Raw genomic sequence first — 19470 nt, forward strand, 5'->3', positions numbered from 1 at the left:
GGTTTGGGAAACGGAAATAGGATAAATAGAACATCTTCCTTATTTTTGAATAACCCTTACCCAAAACTATGAAAATACGCCACAAAGTTCTCTTTTTCTTGTTCCTATTATCCATCATTACGTTTTTGGATAGAGTTTGCATGAACGTAGTGAGCAAGTATGTAAAAGAAGACCTTGACCTTGACAATCAATCTTTTGGATATATTCTTGGGGCATTTTCGTTGGCTTATGCATTGTTTGAACTCCCAACAGGTATTCTTGGCGATAGAATCGGCCCAAGAAAAGTCCTCACCAGAGTAGTGCTTTGGTGGTCGGGATTTACAGCCTTAACCGGTACAGCCTTTGGCTTTGTTTACTTACTCATTGTCAGGTTTTTATTTGGAATGGGCGAAGCTGGTGCTTATCCGAACGCTTCAATTGCAATCGCTCGATGGTTTCCGGCTGTAGAGGTTGGCAGAGCACAGTCTGTTATTTGGGCTGCAGGACGTATCGGTGGAGCCTTGACCCCGCTTTTGGTTATTCCATTGGTTCATTTGGTGGGTTGGAGAATGGCTTTTTTTATACTAGGAATTGTAGGAAGTATTTGGGCCGCGGTGTGGTATTATTGGTTTAGAGATAATCCATCTGAGCATAAGGGCACTACGCAAAAAGAGATAGATGAAATAGAAAGTGCCAGAAAAAACGCCCCGATTTCTCACAAAATACATTGGAAAACCATCATCAAAAATCCAAACATCTGGCTTCTGATGATTATGTGTCATTTGTTTTTTTACGCTTCCTATTTCTTTACCAACTGGTCGTCTACTTATTTTCAGGAAGGCCGAATGATGACCGAAGATCAAACCAAAAACTTCATTTCGCTCTCCTATTTTCTAGGTGCCATTGGCTGTATTGTTGGCGGATTTGCGAGTGATTTTTTGAGCAAAAAATTTGGTTTAAAACTAGGCAGAAGAATTGTTGGCGTCACAGGATTAGGACTTTCCAGCGTCTGTTTTCTTTGGGCTGGAATGACAACTGACAATCAAATAGCAGGATATGTACTCGCACTTTGCGTTTTTTTAAAGGATCTCACACTCCCAGTTGCTTTTGCTGTGTGTGTGGATATCGGCAAACGAAACGCTGGAACAGTAACTGGGGCCATGAATTTCTCAGGACAAATGGGAGGATTTTTCATCACAATTATTTTCGGTACAATTGTTCAGCAAACTGGTAATTTCAATTATCCACTTTTTCTGATAGCGGGCTGCTTGATTGTAGCCTCCGCTCTGTGGTTTTTTATTGACCCTACTAAGGAGATTGTAGAGGGGTGAGCGGTTTAATATGAATATTTTGAGTTTTTAATCTTAACCAAATCAATAACATTTACTCCGTGTGCAATTAAATGGTCTGAAAGATTGCTATCAGAAGTAATTACGCAATCGCATTTAAAATTGGTAGAATAATAAAGTATAATTGAGTCTGTTAACCCTAATTTATAAAAAGAATACATTTCAAGACCTTCTACTGACCGAACAAACTCTTCTGTGGTTTCCTTGGTTAAAACTTTCAAAGTCTCCACATATTTATTTCGGGAAATCAATGGATATTTCTTCATTAAGTTGTCCAATTCAGTCCATACGTTTGGAAATATAACAAGCCTTTTAAAGTCCTTGATTTGTTCCAATAGAAAATCGAAATCTTCCTTTGAATAAATAGAAGTTCTTTCATGAGAATTTACAATATTTGGATTAACCAAACCCAATGTCAAAACGAGTAAACTGTTGGTATCCAGAATTATCATTGATTATTTTAGCTTCAAACTTTTTCATAGATTAAAAACTCAGAAACGTCTTTATTCCTAATTTTAATCAATTTAAAAACTCGCTCATATGGAAGATTAGTTGTACCAAAGGCCGCCGTGAGAGGTGAAGCTGCTGGTTTATTCAAATTGTTGACCAAATATGAAACAACAACCTCCCAAGTTTCATCATCTTTACTCTTTGTCGCTTGCTCTAATCTAAAGTCCAGTGGTTCACTTGTAAGAACACTCTCTACACTCTCTTTGGATGTGGCATACAATTCTTTAAAATTCATAATTCGATTATTATTTTGAAATAAAGTTAATGAATATTTGAATATTTAAACGAAATGAATTCTAAAACATATCCAATCATTATAAAAGTAACCAAAAACTAGACCCTTTCAGGGTCTCGAAACTCCATATTTACGAATAGCCCCGAATTTCATTCGGGGCTATTCATATTTGACCACTTCGTGGTCGGAATGCAATTTTCAAATTGAGTCATTGCTTTTATAAAGCATTGTCTAACAATTTCAGACAAAATACAAACTAAATCCTCCTCACAACGGAATATTCCCGTGCTTTTTCTTGGGCAAATGATCTACTTTGTTTTCGAGCATGGCGAAGGCTTTAATGAGTTTTCTTCGAGTGAAACGTGGCTCTATCACTTCGTCGACAAATCCTCTTTCGGCAGCAGTATAAGGATTTGCGAAGAGTTTGGCGTATTCTGCTTCCTTCTCTATTAGTTTCGCAGCTGGGTCAGCTGCCTCAGAAATTTCTTTTTTAAATATGATTTCAGAAGCTCCTTTGGCTCCCATCACGGCTATCTCAGCCCCTGGCCATGCAAAATTCATGTCTGCTCCGATGTGCTTAGAGTTCATTACATCGTATGCACCGCCGTAGGCTTTTCTAGTGATTACGGTTACTCTTGGCACTGTGGCTTCGCTGAGTGCGTAAAGCAGTTTGGCTCCATTCGTGATGATTCCTTTCCACTCCTGATCTGTCCCTGGCAAAAAGCCCGGTACATCTACTAAAACCATAAGGGGAATATTGAAACAATCGCAGAAACGGGTGAATCGTGCGGCTTTTTTAGAACTCTCGATATCCAAAACTCCTGCAAGACAAATAGGTTGATTGGCTACAATACCAACACTTCTTCCTGCCAATCTTGCAAATCCTACAACAATATTCTCAGCATAATCTTTATGAATTTCCATGAAGGAATCTACATCGCAAATACCAGAAATTACCTCTCGCATGTCGTAAGGTTGATTGGCATTTTCTGGGACAATGCTTTCTAAAACTTCTCTGATTTCGTCACCCAATTCATAAGGTAATTTGGCAGGTGTTTCCTCACAGTTTTGCGGTATATAACTCAATAAAGCTTTGATTTGCTGAATGCATTCGAAATCGTTAGATGAAGTTAAATGGGTAACTCCAGACTTTGTAGCATGGGTCATGGCTCCGCCCAATTCTTCGGAGCTAACTTCCTCATTCGTAACAGTTTTTACTACGTTTGGCCCTGTAACAAACATATAACTGGTATTTTCAACCATCATCACAAAATCTGTAATTGCAGGTGAATAAACCGCTCCACCCGCACATGGACCCATAATGGCGGATATCTGTGGAATAGCACCAGAAGCACGCACATTTCTATAAAAAATATCGGCATAACCACCCAAAGAACGTACACCTTCCTGAATACGAGCCCCACCCGAATCGTTCAAACCGATAACTGGAGCACCCGTTTTCATGGCCATATCCATGATTTTACAGATTTTCTCAGCATGTGTTTCAGAAAGCGAGCCACCAAAAACCGTAAAGTCTTGTGAAAAAACATAGATCAATCTACCTTTTACTGTTCCGTAGCCTGTAACCACTCCATCGCCCAGGAGAATCTGATTTTCCATGTCGAAATCTTTGGTTCGGTGAGTGACCAAAGCTCCAATTTCTTCGAAAGAGCCTTCGTCCAGCAGCAATTCTACTCTTTCTCTAGCCGAAAGTTTGCCTTTCTTGTGCTGAGCATCTATCCTATTTTGGCCACCGCCCAGTGCGGCTTCGGCCAATTTTTTCTGTAATGTTTCTACTTTATTCGTCATTGTCTATATTTTTTCACCGCTAGGACGCAAAGTTTCTTGTCATTATTCTAATGATATTTCGTAAAAGCTAATCTTTGCAACTTTCCGCCTTTGCGGTTAATTAATTTCTTTCATCAATATTTCAATAATTTCCTTTCCAGCTTTCGCAATGGGTGTTCCTGGCCCAAAAACAGCTATTACACCATTTTTATACAAAAAGTCATAGTCTTGAGGAGGAATTACACCACCTACCACTACCTTGATATCAGGTCTTCCAAGTTCGGCCAAAGCTTTTATAACCTCTGGAACCAACGTTTTATGTCCAGCAGCCAAAGAGCTAATACCCACCACATGGACGTCATTCTCAATAGCCTGATTGGCAGCCTCTTGTGGAGTTTGAAACAAAGGCCCTATGTCAACATCAAAACCAATGTCGGCGAAACCTGTGGCGATTACCTTGGCACCTCGGTCATGACCGTCTTGACCCAATTTCGCCACCAAAATCCTTGGTCTCCGACCATCCAATTCCAGAAATTCATTGCTCAATTTTTGAGCTTCTTCAAAAACTTTATTGTCTTGCATAGCTTTAGAATACACGCCTTTTACAGATTGAATATCAGCTTTATATCTTCCAAAAACCACTTCCATAGCATCCGAAATTTCTCCTAAAGTACACCTTTCTCTTGCAGCGATTATGGCTTTTTCCAATAAATTACCATTTCCAGTTCTGGTAGTTTCAGTGATTTCATTCAATGCTGCTTGTGCTTTTTCGGTCTTTCTTGAAGCCTTTATCTTGTTGATCAAAGCAATTTGTCCATTTCTAACCGCCTCGTTATCTACCTCCAGCGTACTCAGTGCCACTTCTTCTTTTACCAAAAATTGGTTTACACCTACAATTATTTCAGTTCCGCTGTCAATGGCCGCCTGTTTTCTAGTTGCAGCTTCTTCTATTTTTAGTTTTGGAATTCCCTTTTCTATCGCATTGGCCATTCCACCGACGGCTTCTGTCTCTTCTATCAGTTCCCACGCTTTCTCAACTAATTCGGCAGTTAAATATTCGACATAATGTGAGCCAGCCCAAGGATCTATGGCTTTGGTAATGCCTGCATCCTCCGACTGTAAGTATTTTTGGGTGTCCCTGGCAATTTTGGCTGAAAAATCCGTCGGAAGGGCAATGGCCTCGTCTAAAGAATTGGTATGTAAAGATTGAGTTCCACCAAAAACAGCCGCCATAGCTTCAATGGTAGTTCGGGCTATGTTATTGAATGGATCTTGAGCGGTTAAGCTCCAACCAGAAGTCTGACAGTGCGTCCGTAAAGCTAGTGATTTCTGATTTTTTGGATTAAATCTCTTCACAATTTTGGCCCAAATCAGCCTTGCCGCTCTCATTTTGGCTATTTCCATGAAAAAATTCATACCAATACCCCAGAAAAATGAAAGTCTAGGAGCAAACTCGTCAATATCCAATCCTTTCTCTACGCCAATTTTTAAATATTCGAGTCCATCAGCCAGCGTATAAGCCAACTCTACATGGGCGGGAGCTCCTGCCTCGTGCATGTGATAGCCGCTGATGCTAATTGAATTGAATTTAGGGATATTTTTTGAGGTAAATTCAAAAATATCGGCAATAATCCGCATGGAAGGCTTGGGAGGATAAATATAGGTATTGCGAACCATGAATTCTTTCAAAATGTCATTCTGAATAGTACCCGAAAGTTTTTCCATCGGTACGCCCTGCTCTTCTGCGGCCACAATGAAAAAGGCCAATATAGGAATGACTGCACCGTTCATGGTCATCGAAACCGACATTTGGTCGAGTGGAATCTGGTCAAACAGGATTTTCATATCCTCCACAGAATCAATAGCTACACCTGCCATACCGACATCACCTGCTACACGTGTATGGTCAGAATCATAGCCTCGATGGGTGGCCAAATCAAACGCCACAGATAAGCCTTTTTGTCCTTGGGCCAAGTTTTTTCTGTAAAATGCATTACTTTCTTGGGCGGTCGAAAAACCGGCATATTGGCGGATGGTCCAAGGTTTGTTGAGATACATGCTGGCGTATGGTCCACCTAAAAAAGGAGTAATGCCAGACAAAAAACCTTGATGCAATTGCCTTTCCGCAGGAAAATCACTCAAAACCTCAATGCCTTCAGCCGTGGCATAGGCTTTCAGTTCAGGTTCTTGAACCTCTGAAACCGAATCGAAGGTTATTTTTAAAAAATCTGGCCTTTTCATCTCTTTTTCCAATTGGAATTTTCAATTTCTGAGACTTTCAGTTTGCTTTGGTTGGTATTCCAATGAGCCAAAGCCAAAAGTGCCGCATTTCTTGCTTTCGCTTTTTGCCAATCTTGTGCTTGTTCCTTTGAGAAATAATTCTTCACAAAATGGGTATCAAACTGTGCAGACCGAAATGCGTCGTGATCCATCACAAACAAACCAAAAGGCAATGTGGTGGCAAAACCTTCTATTTTATAGCTTTTTATAGCCTCTTTCATTTTTTGAATAGCCTCGGTTCGGTCTTTTCCGTAAGTCACCAACTTGGCGATCATAGGGTCATAGTATATCGGAATCTCCATGCCTTCTTCATAAGCATCATCAAGCCTAACTCCTTCTCCTTCTGGCCTTTGATATTTGGTTATTTGCCCGATAGATGGCAAAAAGTCATTTAATGGATCTTCGGCATAAACCCTTAATTCCACCGCATGACCTTTGATTTTTAAGTCCTCTTGGCTAAACGAAAGTTTCTCTCCTCGGGCTATTTTTATTTGTTCTTCTACCAAATCTATGCCTGTAATATACTCAGTAACAGGATGTTCCACTTGCAGACGGGTGTTCATTTCCAAGAAATAGAAATTCAGGTTTTCGTCTAGAAGAAATTCCACCGTCCCGGCTCCTACATAATTGCAAGACTTGGCCACTTTTACAGCCGCTTCGCCAATTTTTTGTCTGATTTCAGGTGTTAAAATGCCAGACGGAGCTTCTTCAATCACTTTTTGATGACGACGCTGAATGCTACATTCTCTCTCAAAAAGATGGACAATATTGCCGTGCTTGTCTCCCAAAACCTGTATTTCGATGTGTCGTGGCGAGCCTACATATTTTTCTATAAACACCGAGCCATCTCCAAAAGCAGATTTCGCCTCCGATATCGCTCGGTCCATTTGTTCCACAAAATCCTCCGCTTTTTCTACAACCCTCATACCTTTTCCACCACCGCCAGCTGAGGCTTTTATGAGTATCGGAAATCCTATTCCTGCCGCTATCTTTTGTGCTTCGCGTATATCTGTGATGGCCGTGTCGGTTCCCGGAACCATCGGAATATCATATTTTTTTACACAATCTTTGGCTGCTAATTTAGAACCCATCAGCGTTATGGAATCTGGCTCTGGGCCTATGAAAGTGATGCCTGCTTTGGTGACTTTTTCGGCAAAAATGGCATTTTCACTCAAAAAACCGTAGCCTGGGTGAATTCCGTCCACACCGAGTTCTTTGGCAAATTGGATAATTTTGTCCATGTCGAGGTAGGACTTGCTCGATGCAGCTTCTCCCAAACAAACCGCCTCATCGGCAAATCTTACATGCAAGGCTTTCACATCGGGTTCTGAATATACCGCCACCGTTTTTATGCCCATTTTTTTTATGGTTCGCATAATTCTGAGGGCTATCTCTCCCCTATTGGCCACTAATATTTTCTTCATTTATCTTTTATAAATAAGGTCCAAACTTCATTTATCATTTTTTGGCAAAGGTCGTCTATGAAATAACTGCCCTTCGACGGATCATTTACTCGGTAGAGAAAACTCTCATTCCAAAGTACATTTTGAATATTTCGGGTTATTCTGGCAGCAAAACTTTCAGGATATTTTTCGGCATCAAAAGGCATATCTTGCACCAAAACCGCATTAGTAGCCCCAAAAACCGAAGAAGCCGTTTGTTGGGTGGCAGCAATAACTTGAGAATTTGGATCGGAATGGCTAAAATTTAAATTTGAAATAACAAAAATCTGCTTCTGAGGCAAATTATAAGCTTCCGCTATTTTACTCCAAATGATTTTCAGAGCCTTGTGTTGTGCAATATTCAAATAGAAATTTTCTTTGACTGGTAGACTAATAACTACATCGACATTTTCAGAAAAAACTAAATTTTCAGCTTCTCTTAGTACGTCAGAAAGGTTTTCGATAAGAATACCTTCGTTTTTGCAAACTACTTCTATTTTCCCAAAAGTACCGGCTAATTTAGCTTCATCTTTGGTAAGACCAGCAAATACAAAATAGGCTTCCTTGCCTTCTATATAGGTTTTTAGGTTTTGAAAAAAAGTTTTAGAATCAAAGAAATCATCAGAAAAGTAAAATCTCACTTGGATGTAAGAAAGTATGACTCCTTTAAAAACCACTTCAAAATCAAAATCTTCTGATGCTATTACAAGGCTAATTCCCGAAGCACCACCTTCTAGAGCTTCTAAAGTTTTAGTATTAACTTCAGTAGAAGTATTTCCTTGAATATGTTGAAAAACCGTCCAACCTACACTGTTTTTTTTGATATTTGGTAATGAAGAATTTCCAGAATTGCCAATGAAAGGATTGGCATACAAGTCTTTGGAAATTTCGTAAGGCTCAAGACTTGTCTTTAACTCTTTCTCAACTATTTTCAACCATTCTTGCTGGTCGGCTTCTTTAAATTCCGAAAAAAAATTACTCATTTTATTCTAATTCAATTAAAACCTGACCCTTGTCTACTGCTTGTCCCTTCACAATATTTATTTTCTTCACAACGGCCTCGTGTGGAATCTTAATGACATTCTCCATTTTCATGGCCTCCAAAATCAAAATTTTATCATTCTCAGCCACGGTTTGACCTTCTTCCACGTTTATTTCTATTACCAAACCGGGCATGGGAGCTTTTATAGATTTTATTTTCGAAACTTTTGGCTTATTTAAGCCCATATTATCCAAAATCTGATCCAATTCATTTTTGATTTGAACTTGAAACCGCTCTCCATCTATTTCCACATTATAGACTTTAACCTTTACAGAAAGTATCTCTCCAGTTAGGGTTTTCTGTTCACTCAAAATGCAAAAATCTTCTGCTTTATTGTTCAAAACATCGATGGCCGCAATCTCGCTTTCAGTAAATAAAAACTCAAACCCTCCGGCATTTACAATGATATTTTTATCCGTCATAATATAAAATTCTACATATAAAAACTTTGAAATGCAATATAATCAAGGGTAATTAATATTTTTTTAAACTGAGAGAAAATAATTAGAAAAATACAATTAATATTTTGAAGATATTAAAATAATACAACGATACTCCAGTAAAAAGAAGGTTACTGTACCATTTAATCTACCTTAAATATAACTATTTATGGAATCTAAATATTGAACAAGTAAGTTTTTTACTTAATTTATAAACTTTTAAGCGATTAGCTAAATATTAGAATAATGCAAATACCAAGGCTTGATATTTTTGGTTGAATAATTTCATTAATAAATATAAGAAAGATAGCAATCTTAATTATTAAAAAAAATTATTATTATTGTATTCATTATTTCAATCTTATGAATTCGAAGGTAATTAGAGTAAGTTTTTTTGCCTTTATTGCTGTAGCGGCATTGGCAATCATCAACATAAAATGCACGCCCTCAGTTGGTCAAGAAATCCCCGACGTTGTAGATTATAATTTTCATGTTAGACCCATTTTATCTGATCGTTGCTTTGCTTGTCATGGCCCAGACGAAAAAAAACGCGAGGCCAATCTCAGACTTGATACCGAAGCTGGAGCTTATGCAGCACTCGAAGACAATCCCAAAGCTCATGCCATTGTAAAGGGCAACCCGGAGGCCTCCGAAGTTTATAAAAGAATAGTTGCTACTGACACTTCAATTAAGATGCCTCCGCCAAGTTCCAATCTCACTATAACCGAGAACGAAATCAAAATCATTAAAAAATGGATAGCTCAAGGTGCTAAAATAAAGAAGCATTGGGCTTTTATTCCCCCTCAAAAATCTGAATTACGCAAAGCTGACAAGGATTGGGTTAAAAACGAAATTGACTATTTCACTTTTGATAAAATGAAATCTGTGGGATTGAGTCCCTCCGATCAAGCCAGCAAAGAAACACTGCTAAAAAGAGTAAGTTTTGATTTAACAGGCTTACCTCCAACTGTAGAAATGCAGGATGCCTTCTTAAAAGACGAAAGCCCGAATGCCTACGAAAAAGTAGTCAATCAGTTGCTAAAAAGTAAGCATTTTGGAGAAAAAATGGCTCTGAACTGGCTGGATGTGGCCAGATATGCCGATTCGCACGGTTATCAGGACGACGGCTTACGAACCATGTGGCCATGGAGAGACTGGGTGATTCATGCTTTCAATTCTAATTATTCCTACAAAAAATTTATTACTTGGCAATTGGCTGGAGATATTCTTGCCGACAAAATGAAGTGGCATCCAAAGGCTAAAGAAATGCTTTTGGCTACTGGTTTTAACCGAAACCACAAAATTACCCAAGAAGGTGGCGTAATAGACGAAGAATATCGGGTGGAATATGTAACAGATCGTACGAATACATTTGGAAAATCGGTATTGGCTCTAACATTGGAATGTGCCAAATGCCACACGCACAAATATGACCCGATTAGTCATGAAGAATATTACGGCACGTTTGCGTTTTTCAACCAAGTACCCGAAAAAGGCCTTTTTGGTACCATCGATGCCTCATTTGCTGATCCGCCAAACATGCGTATTAAGGACGAAGATGTGAAAAGCATTTTTAATTTCATAAACAAAAAAGACACCTCCAAACTGGAGGTGATGGTCATGAAAGACTCCTCTAAAGTGCGACCAACTTATATTTTAGAAAGAGGAAATTATGATTCCCATGGCAAAGTGGTAGATTTTACTACTCCAAAAGCCATTTTGGACTTTAAAGGATATGATAAAAACAGATACGGTCTCACCCGATGGTTGTTTGACGACAAAAACCCTATAACTTCTCGGGTTTATGTAAATAGAATTTGGGAGCAGTTTTTTGGAAGAGGAATCGTAAAAACTACAGGGGATTTTGGCATGCAAGGCGAATTGCCCACTCATCCCGAATTATTGGACTGGATGGCAAGTGATTTCAAACAGAATGGTTGGAATATCAAACGGCTTGTAAAACAAATCGTTACTTCGGCTACTTATATGCAATCTTCAGTTGTAAAAGACGAACACAAGAAAATTGACCCTGAAAACAAATATTTGGCAAGAAGCACGAGAATGCGAATACCTGCGGAAAATGTCAGAGACCATGTTTTGGCAACCTCTGGCTTGCTCAATCCTGAAATTGGCGGGCCGAGTGTGAAACCTTATCAGCCGAAAGGTTTGTGGGAAGTGGCGACATCGGGCAGAGGTAGTCTCGCCACTTATGTGCAAGACCATGGAAAAGATTTGTACCGCAGAGGTATGTATATTTTCATAAAAAGAACCGTTCCGCCGCCCGCCATGCTGATTTTTGATGCCAGCAATCGCGACCAATGTGAGGTGCAAAGAACCAGAACAAACACTCCGCTACAGGCCTTGGCGATGCTCAATGACCCCCACGTGTTGGAAAGTGCGAGGGTAATGGCTCAAGAAGAACTGTCAAAAAATACCAGCATTGACTTGGCCATAAATAATGGTTTTAGAAAAATACTTTGTAGGATGCCCTCCAAAAAAGAATCTGATATTCTTAAGAAATACTTTGAGGAAGAACTGGTATTTTTCAAAAAACAACCCCAAAAAATAAAATCCCTTCAGAAAATTGGCGAATACGAACACAAAACTGTTAAAGACCCTGTGGCTTTGGCTGCCCTACTCCAGACTTTTCAGATGATGTTTAACATGGAAGAAACCCTTATTAGAATATAGAAAATGGAAAATGAATTTTTAAAAAATAGACTCAATGTCAACCGAAGACATTTTCTAGGAAAAGCCGCAGTAGGGCTTGGAAGTTTGGGTTTGGGTTCACTTCTAATGCCAAATTTGTTCAAAGGCGATATGGCAGAAGCTGGATTGCCTTTGGGATTACCGCATTTCGCTCCAAAAGCCAAAAGAGTAATTTATCTATTTCAAAACGGTGCCCCGTCGCAGTTGGAGAGCTTTGATTATAAGCCCATGCTCAATAAACTAGCAGGTCAGGATCTGCCAGAGTCAATCAGAAATGGACAAAGACTGACAGGTATGACAGCAAGTCAAACAAATTTTCCGATGGTGGGTTCTTATTTTAAATTTGCTCAACATGGCAAATCAGGAGCTTGGATCTCAGAACTTTTCCCCAATATTGCCAAAATAGCCGATGATATTTGTATCGTAAAAACGATGAATACGGAGGCCATCAACCACGATCCGGCTCTTACTTTTCTACAAACCGGAGCACAAGTCGGCAACAGGCCGAGTATGGGAGCATGGCTGAGTTATGGTTTGGGTAGCGAAAACCAAAACCTTCCAGCTTTTTGTGTTCTGCTTTCTCGTGGAAGGGGAAATGGCCAAGGCGTTTATTCAAAACTTTGGACCAACGGTTTCTTAGATTCTACCCACCAAGGTGTGGTGTTTTCGAGCGGTGAAGATCCGATTTTGTATTTGAATAACCCCGAAGGAACAGACAAAACTTCCAGAAGACGAATGTTGGATAAACTGGCAGAACTCAATCATCTAGGCTTTGAAGAAAATCGTGACCCTGAGGTAGAAGCCAAAATAAAACAATACGAAATGGCCTACAGAATGCAAACAGCTGTGCCTGAACTGACTGACCTTTCAAAAGAGCCTGACCACATCATAAAAATGTATGGCCCTGACTGTTTGGTTCCTGGAACCTATGCCGCAAATGCACTTTTGGCTCGAAAACTCTCAGAATCAGGCGTGAGATTTGTACAGCTTTATCACCAAGGGTGGGATCAGCATGGCAACCTCACAGGTGAAATGCCACTTCAGGCTCAAGATGTAGACAGAGCCTCAGCCGCACTTGTAACTGACTTAAAACAAAGAGGTTTACTGGACGAAACTTTGGTGATTTGGGGTGGCGAATTTGGAAGAACAAATTATTCTCAAGGCAAGTTTGGAGTGGACAATTACGGCAGAGACCATCACCCAAGAGCTTACAGCATTTGGATGGCTGGAGGCGGTATAAAAGGCGGTACAGTTTATGGCGAAACCGACGAATTGGGCTATAATATCATTAAAGACCCCGTTCATATTCACGATTTTCATGCTACGGTTATGCACACCATGGGGCTTAACCATGAGCAACTTAACTATAAACATTTGGGTAGACGATACAGACTTACAGACATTGCAGGAAAAGTAATCCCAGGACTTTTGGCTTAAAACTATTTATGAAAAAAATCCTTTCTTATTCTTGTCTTGGGCTAAATGTTCTATTGCTTTTTGTGGCGTTTTTTGAAAATCAAGTTGAAATCCCAAACTGGTTTTCATTTATAGGACGTGTTCATCCATTGGTTTTACATTTACCTATTGGTCTTACCGTAGCGTTGCTTTTGTTCAATAGTTTAAAACCCAAAGTCGACGAGCAATCTTTCGATGTAATATTAGATTTTCTACTTCTTATTTTAGCATTTACGAGTGTATTAAGTGCATTTGCGGGCTTGGTGTTGTCTTTTGAAAATGGCTATGAGGCCGAAACCATCAAAAACCATAAGTACACGGGTATTGGTTTGAGTTTACTGGTTTATCTAATTTATGAGTTTCGAGAAAGAATTTTCGCCTCTAAGGTTTTCACAAACATTACCTTGATACTTACCATCATTGTGGTATCAATAGTTGGTCATTTGGGCGGAAACATCACCCATGGAGAAGATTTTTTATTGGGTGAAAAAGAAACCAAAGCTCCAGAAACTACCTTTGACAAGTTTGTTTATCCAATTCTGGACCAAAAATGCAAAAGCTGCCACAACGACCAAAAAACCAAAGGCCAGCTTAACATGAGTACTATTGAAAAAATAAAAAAAGGAGGTAAAAATGGGCAGCTTTGGGTGGGAAATGACACTTTGAACAGCCACATCCTGAAAAGAGCTTATTTGGATTTGGAAGACAAGAAACACATGCCACCGAAAGGAAAGCCGCAATTGACTGCCCAAGAATTATTGATTCTAAAAAGATGGATTCAAGAAGGTGCCAAATATGACCAGAAACTCTCGGACTTAAAACCTTCCTCGTTTTTTTACACTTTGGCAAGCAACCAAGAAGTAAAAGTTGAGGCCAAAGTTTACAGTTTCTCTGCAGCATCTGAAAATACCATTAATGAACTTACTACACCATTTTGTACCATAAAACCCATTGCAAATAATTCTCCTGCCATAAAAGTAAACTTTTATGTGAGTTCAAAATTTGACCCGAAAACCCTGAGTTCACTTTCGAAAATTGGGGAGCAAATTGTGAGTTTGAATCTTTCTAAAATGCCCGTTACAGATGAAAGTTTTGGAGAAATATCGAAATTTCAAAACCTTGAATATCTGAATCTTAACCAAACCAACATCACGGGAAAAGGAATAGAAAAGCTCAAAAATTGTAAAAACTTGGAAGTTTTAGCTGTGGCAAATACCAAAATCAGCTTTGATAACTTACAAAAAATCATGGATATGCCTTCGTTGAAGGAGATGTATTTGTGGGAAACAAAGTTTACCAAAGAGCAGTATGAGCAATTAAAGAAATCTAAGAAAATAATCGAATTAGGGTACGTTCCCGACGAATCAGAAACGCTAAAACTTAATCCGCCAATTTTAGTAAACGAAAACCAGATTTTGGAAGGAAACACTAAGATTACGCTAAAACACACCCTTCAAAATGTGGATATTCGATATACTTTAGATGGAACAAATCCAGATTCTACGAAGTCAGCTATTTACAAATCGCCTATTTCTATAAAAAACTATGGTTCTATAAAAACCGTTGCTACTAAAAATGGTTGGTTGGCCTCTGATATCAAGGAATTCTATTTCTTCAAGTCAAATCTTAAAGCAAAAAGCTTGAAACTTCTGACCAAACCTAACCCACAATACCCCGGAAATGGTGAAAGCACGCTGATAGACAGAAAACAAGGAGATGCCGTAAATTTTAAAGATAAAAACTGGCTAGGTTTTAGAGAAAATCCCATGGAGGCGTTGTTTGATTTTGAAAAACCAAGCACCCTGAATGGCTTGACAATTAGTTACGCGGAAAATACGGGACAATTTATTATGCCGCCAGTTTTCGTTGATGTCTATATAAAAGAAATAGGAAAAAACCTGACTCACTTTAAAAAAGTAAGTGTAGCCCAATTGACCAAAATGACCTTAAATGGCACGAAAGGGATAGATATTCCTGTGAATAAAACCAATATTGAGCAGATAAAAATCATAGTTCAGCCGATTTCAAAACTCCCATCTTGGCATCCTGGCAAGGGTGATAAAGGTTGGTTTTTTGTGGATGAGGTGTTTTTCTATTGAGAAGCAAATCAAAAAATATTACCTTTGACTAAAAAAAACTTCGACTTGGAGCAAATATTAGAGGCCTTTGGATTAAATCTAAACGATTATAATTATAAACCTTTTGGTTCGGGCCATATCAATTCCACCTTTTTATTAGAATCGTTAAGAACCGACCAGAAATTCGTTTTACAAAAAATAAATACCCATGTATTTCCAAAACCATGGGTAATTGCCCAAAATATTGGCAATACATCCGAATTTCTATCGCGAAATCATCCCGACTACCTTTTCATACACCAAATCAGAACCAAAGATGCACAAGATTTGGCTGTCGTAGAACAGGAGTATTGGAGATTAAGCCCTTTTATTTCTAACTCCTACTCAATCAATACCGTTTCAGACCCTAAAATGGCTTTTGAAGCTGCCAAAGCCTTTGGTTTACTCACCAAAAATCTGCACTCTATGCCGCTGGATGGCTTGCAACCGAGTATTCAGGGTTTTCATGACTTAGCGTGGAGATATCAACAGTTTGAAGATGCCTTGAAAAATGGCAACCAAGAGAGAATAAAATCCATTCCCAAGGAAATTGATTTTGTTATTAACCAAAAACATCTTGTCGATACCTACCAAGAGATCATTTCGAACATCGACTATCCAACAAGGATGATTCACCATGATACTAAAATCAATAATGTATTGTTTGACCAAACCACCAACAAAAGTCTCTGCGTCTGTGATTTAGACACCCTCATGCCAGGGAAAATAATCTCTGACCTGGGTGATATGGTGCGTACCTACACTTGTGAAGAATCTGAAGAAAGTACGAATTTTGAAAATATAAAAGTTAGACCAGAATACTTCGAGGCTCTTATGGATGGTTATTTGAGTCAAATGAAAGCCCTCATCACTGCTGCCGAAAAAGAAAATTTGTTTTTTGCTGGGCCATTCATGATTTATATGCAAGGGCTTCGTTTTTTGACAGATTACCTTAACAATGACATATATTATCCCATAAAACATCCCGAAGACAACCTCAATAGAGCTAAAAACCAACGGATTTTGTTAGATGATTTATTATCTAAAGAGGCTTTATATGTGGAACTTATCAACAAAATTGTTTAATAAGCTATCAAAAGTACCTACCACTTAACATGTTGTCGAAAAAATATTAATTTTGTGACTTAAAACTTCGCTAATCTTAAAGTTACTTTTTTGAGTTTCGTAAGATGAACAGAGTGGCTAGATTGTAATATTTTTATTGCGTTTTTTGGCAAACTAAAAAAACGAATCCAATGAGAAATAACCTAATTATTGGTCATGTACTAGGTGAATTCGGGTTTAGGCCCTAAAGTTTTTCAAAAAAAGCAAATACAACTCACTTTTCATTTTTTTGAATAGTAAACTGTAGCGATTTAGAAATTGACAAAAAAAACGAATCCGATGTTTCTGCACCATTCAAAGTATTGGGTGATGAAAATATTTCTTTTTGGGCTGCTTCTGCTTTCCAATAAAATAGCAACTGCACAAGTACTACCCCCGGACTTCGTAGATGAAACAGTCTATTCTTCTCCAAAAACCTTTATAGGTTTAGTTATCGACAATGTGGGAAGGATTTTTGTTTGGGAAAAAGAGGGTATGGTATGGATGATACAAAACGGCATAAAAAGCAGTTTGCCGGTTTTGGATATCACAGAAAAAACGTACGGAGTGGGCGACTTAGGCTTAATAAGTTTTATTCTTGACCCAAATTTTACATCAAATGGCTTTGTCTATGTTTCATATAGTCTGAATCCAAGTTTAATACCGAATCATTCTAGTTTGGAGCCTGCTACTTATGGCATTGTTTCTAGATTTACGGTAGATAACCACCTTTCTAACAGCCCTTCAGTAAACCCCAATAGTGAACTTATACTCTTAGGACAAAATAACAAAGGAATACCCATAACCTATCTCGGTCATATGGGCGGAGCATTGGCCTTTGGTGAAGATGGAACATTAATGATAACGGCAGGAGACGGCGGTTTTTTTGACGATTCAGATGATGGCGACAGTCCAAGTACCTACCATAATGCGGCTATTAATCTTGGGATAATGAGTTTGGAAGAAAACATCGGGGCTAACAGAAGTCAACTGAACGAATCTATAAGCGGCAAATTGTTAAGAATAAACCCCATTTCGGGAGAAGGAATTTCGACAAACCCTTTGTACAATCCTGCAGAACCTAACTCCACAGTTTCCAAAATTTGGAGTAAAGGATTTAGAAACCCATGGACAATGTTGAAAATACCTAATTCAGGAGGCAGTGATTACCCAGGAAAGTTTTTTGTTGGGGATGTCGGTACTGGCATTGACGAAGAACTCAATTTGGTACATGAAAGTAACCTTAATTTTGGATGGCCAAAATACGAAGGGATAGATGCGATTCATTGGCTTAGACCCATACAGTATACCCCCGATATTTGGGAAAAACCTAAAGTTGTAATGAGAGATGAAATCTTTGGACTTATAAACAACCAAAAATATGTAAGTGGAAGCCCAGAATTACCTGGAGATAATGTAGGAGGAAATGGAAGTATTTTACTGGGTGATTTCAACAAAAGTCTCAGCTTTCCAGCAGACTATCGTGAGAATCTTTATTTTGGAGATTATACCGGAAAAAATATTTATAGAGTAAAATTTGACCTAAACTACAACCCCCTTTTTGTTTTCAAGTTCGTTTCAACTGGCAAGTATATATTCGGAATCAAAGTCTCTCCTATCGACGGAAGCATATACTACGTAAGCAGCGACAACCCTTATGGTGGAGAAGGAGAATTACACAAAATCAGCTATTTAACCTCAAACAATCCGCCCGTAAGTAAAATTGTCTCGAATGCCACGGGTGGTGGTTCAAAATTAACAGTTCAATTTGATGGTAAGTATTCTTACGACCCAGACGGCGATACCCTCACCTACTCTTGGTCATTTAGCGATGGGCAGTCTTCCAGCGGACTTTCTCCATTTGTCACACTCTCCACCACCAGTACAGCTGTCGTTACAATTACCGCTACACTCACTGTCACCGACAATCATGGTTCTACAGGCACCGCCAGTAAGACTGTACAACTAAACAATAATGCACCTTTAATTTTAGAAACCACGATTGAGCCTACCATTGCTGAGTTTATTGTATCTGGAAGTTCAAATACGGCCAGTTTTTCTGCTACTATTAACGATGAGAATCCAAATAACGTTACCTACACCTGGCAGACTTTTGAAGTACACAATGGACATGAGCACTTGGTTCATACCGCGATAGGAAACCCCTCCCAACTCACAATTCCCACTACGGTGTGCAGCCCTCCATTAGAAAGTTACTGGGCAAAAATCAAACTTACCATTACAGACCAATATGGTCTAGAGTCTTCAAAAGAGTTGATATTCTCTCCCTCATGCGGGCTTCTTACCCAAAACATAGTTTTCCCTGCCATACCTACCCAAACAACTGCAAACAACTATTTGACTCTAGAGGCCTCGACGAGCTCAGGCCTGAGTATTTCCTACTATGTCATGAATGGTCTGGTCAATTTAGTCGATAACAACTTACAATTTCTAGGGATTCCAGGTGCTGTCACCTTGAGGGCTACACAACATGGAGACGCTGTTTTTGACCAAGCCAAATTTCAGGAGGTCACCTTTGATTATCTAAAGAATCGCAACAATCAAATAATAACATTTGAAACAATAACCACGCAAATGGAACCATACTTGGCCATCAACCCCGTTGCATTTTCAAGTTTAGGAAAACCAATAAATTATGTTTGGATTTCAGGACCCATAAATATTGTAGGAGCTCAAATAGTACCCAATGGAGAACCTGGTTGGGCGACGGTTAGGGCATTCAACTCTGGTGATTCGGACACCAACGGAGCTTACCGTGACCAAAGTTTTTATATTTGTCCTAATGAAATATCAATCAATGAGATTCACAAAGTAACAGACAGCGAAATATTAAAACTAGTGACCGCAAAAAATGTAATCAACACCACATCAAAAGTAGAAGCTCATACCAAGTTGGTTTATAACGCCGGAAAGGAAATAAATTTTTCACCTGGCTTTGAAGTAAAACAGGGAGCCGTTTTTGAAAGCCTTCTAGTTGGATGCCCAAACTAATGAGTCTT

13 protein-coding genes are annotated in these 19470 nt (G+C 38.9%); 6 read left to right on the plus strand and 7 right to left on the minus strand.

Translation table 11 applies throughout. The annotated features are described in order from the left end of the window. Positions 1 to 68: 68 nt before the first annotated feature. A complete protein-coding gene (locus EGI26_RS20475; protein WP_255080940.1) occupies positions 69 to 1310 on the plus strand; it encodes an MFS transporter in 1242 nt (413 codons plus the stop codon). 5 nt (positions 1311 to 1315) lie between these two features. Here EGI26_RS20475 and EGI26_RS20480 read toward each other — a convergent pair whose 3' ends face one another. The 7 genes from EGI26_RS20480 to EGI26_RS20510 all read right to left on the minus strand — a co-directional run bounded on the left by EGI26_RS20480 (position 1316) and on the right by EGI26_RS20510 (position 9047). Further along, on the minus strand, positions 1316 to 1780 hold the full coding sequence (locus EGI26_RS20480) for a hypothetical protein (protein ID WP_255080941.1): 465 nt from the start codon (positions 1778 to 1780) through the stop codon (positions 1316 to 1318). 14 nt (positions 1781 to 1794) lie between these two features. Next, entirely contained in the window at positions 1795 to 2073 is a 279-nt protein-coding gene (locus EGI26_RS20485; RefSeq protein WP_255080942.1) for a hypothetical protein, read from the minus strand. A 267-nt stretch (positions 2074 to 2340) separates the two neighbouring features. Next, the gene (locus tag EGI26_RS20490) at positions 2341 to 3882 is read right to left on the minus strand and encodes an acyl-CoA carboxylase subunit beta (RefSeq protein ID WP_255080943.1); all 1542 of its coding nucleotides are present in this window, start codon (positions 3880 to 3882) and stop codon (positions 2341 to 2343) included. 96 nt (positions 3883 to 3978) lie between these two features. Further along, positions 3979 to 6102, minus strand: coding sequence for a methylmalonyl-CoA mutase (scpA, locus tag EGI26_RS20495; protein WP_255080944.1), 2124 nt, complete (start codon positions 6100 to 6102; stop codon positions 3979 to 3981). Continuing rightward, on the minus strand, positions 6099 to 7565 hold the full coding sequence (accC, locus tag EGI26_RS20500) for an acetyl-CoA carboxylase biotin carboxylase subunit (RefSeq protein ID WP_255080945.1): 1467 nt from the start codon (positions 7563 to 7565) through the stop codon (positions 6099 to 6101). The genes scpA and accC overlap by 4 nt, the downstream gene beginning before the upstream one ends. Next, positions 7562 to 8566 (minus strand): methylmalonyl-CoA mutase family protein, encoded by a 1005-nt coding sequence (locus EGI26_RS20505; RefSeq protein ID WP_255080946.1) that lies wholly within the window; start codon positions 8564 to 8566, stop codon positions 7562 to 7564. The genes accC and EGI26_RS20505 overlap by 4 nt, the downstream gene beginning before the upstream one ends. 1 nt (position 8567) lies before the next feature. Beyond that, positions 8568 to 9047 (minus strand): biotin/lipoyl-containing protein, encoded by a 480-nt coding sequence (locus tag EGI26_RS20510; protein ID WP_255080947.1) that lies wholly within the window; start codon positions 9045 to 9047, stop codon positions 8568 to 8570. Between the two features lie 381 nt (positions 9048 to 9428). On the opposite strand from EGI26_RS20510, the gene EGI26_RS20515 reads away from it, so the two are divergent. The 5 genes from EGI26_RS20515 (at position 9429) to EGI26_RS20535 (ending at position 19462) form a co-directional block, all read left to right on the plus strand. Beyond that, positions 9429 to 11756: a PSD1 and planctomycete cytochrome C domain-containing protein gene (locus tag EGI26_RS20515; protein WP_255080948.1), complete on the plus strand. Its 2328-nt coding sequence runs from the start codon at positions 9429 to 9431 to the stop codon at positions 11754 to 11756. A 3-nt stretch (positions 11757 to 11759) separates the two neighbouring features. Continuing rightward, positions 11760 to 13211 carry a DUF1501 domain-containing protein gene (locus EGI26_RS20520; RefSeq protein WP_255080949.1) on the plus strand — a complete coding sequence of 484 codons (1452 nt, stop codon included), beginning with the start codon at positions 11760 to 11762 and terminating at the stop codon, positions 13209 to 13211. 8 nt (positions 13212 to 13219) lie between these two features. Next, on the plus strand, positions 13220 to 15328 hold the full coding sequence (locus EGI26_RS20525) for an FN3 associated domain-containing protein (RefSeq protein WP_255080950.1): 2109 nt from the start codon (positions 13220 to 13222) through the stop codon (positions 15326 to 15328). 24 nt (positions 15329 to 15352) lie between these two features. Next, entirely contained in the window at positions 15353 to 16432 is a 1080-nt protein-coding gene (locus tag EGI26_RS20530) for a phosphotransferase enzyme family protein (RefSeq protein ID WP_255080951.1), read from the plus strand. A gap of 348 nt (positions 16433 to 16780) precedes the next feature. After that, on the plus strand, positions 16781 to 19462 hold the full coding sequence (locus EGI26_RS20535) for a PQQ-dependent sugar dehydrogenase (protein WP_255080952.1): 2682 nt from the start codon (positions 16781 to 16783) through the stop codon (positions 19460 to 19462). Positions 19463 to 19470: the final 8 nt, after the last annotated feature.

Origin of the sequence: Lacihabitans sp. CCS-44, assembly GCF_024343735.1 — a bacterium.
Lineage (GTDB): Bacteria > Bacteroidota > Bacteroidia > Cytophagales > Spirosomataceae > Leadbetterella.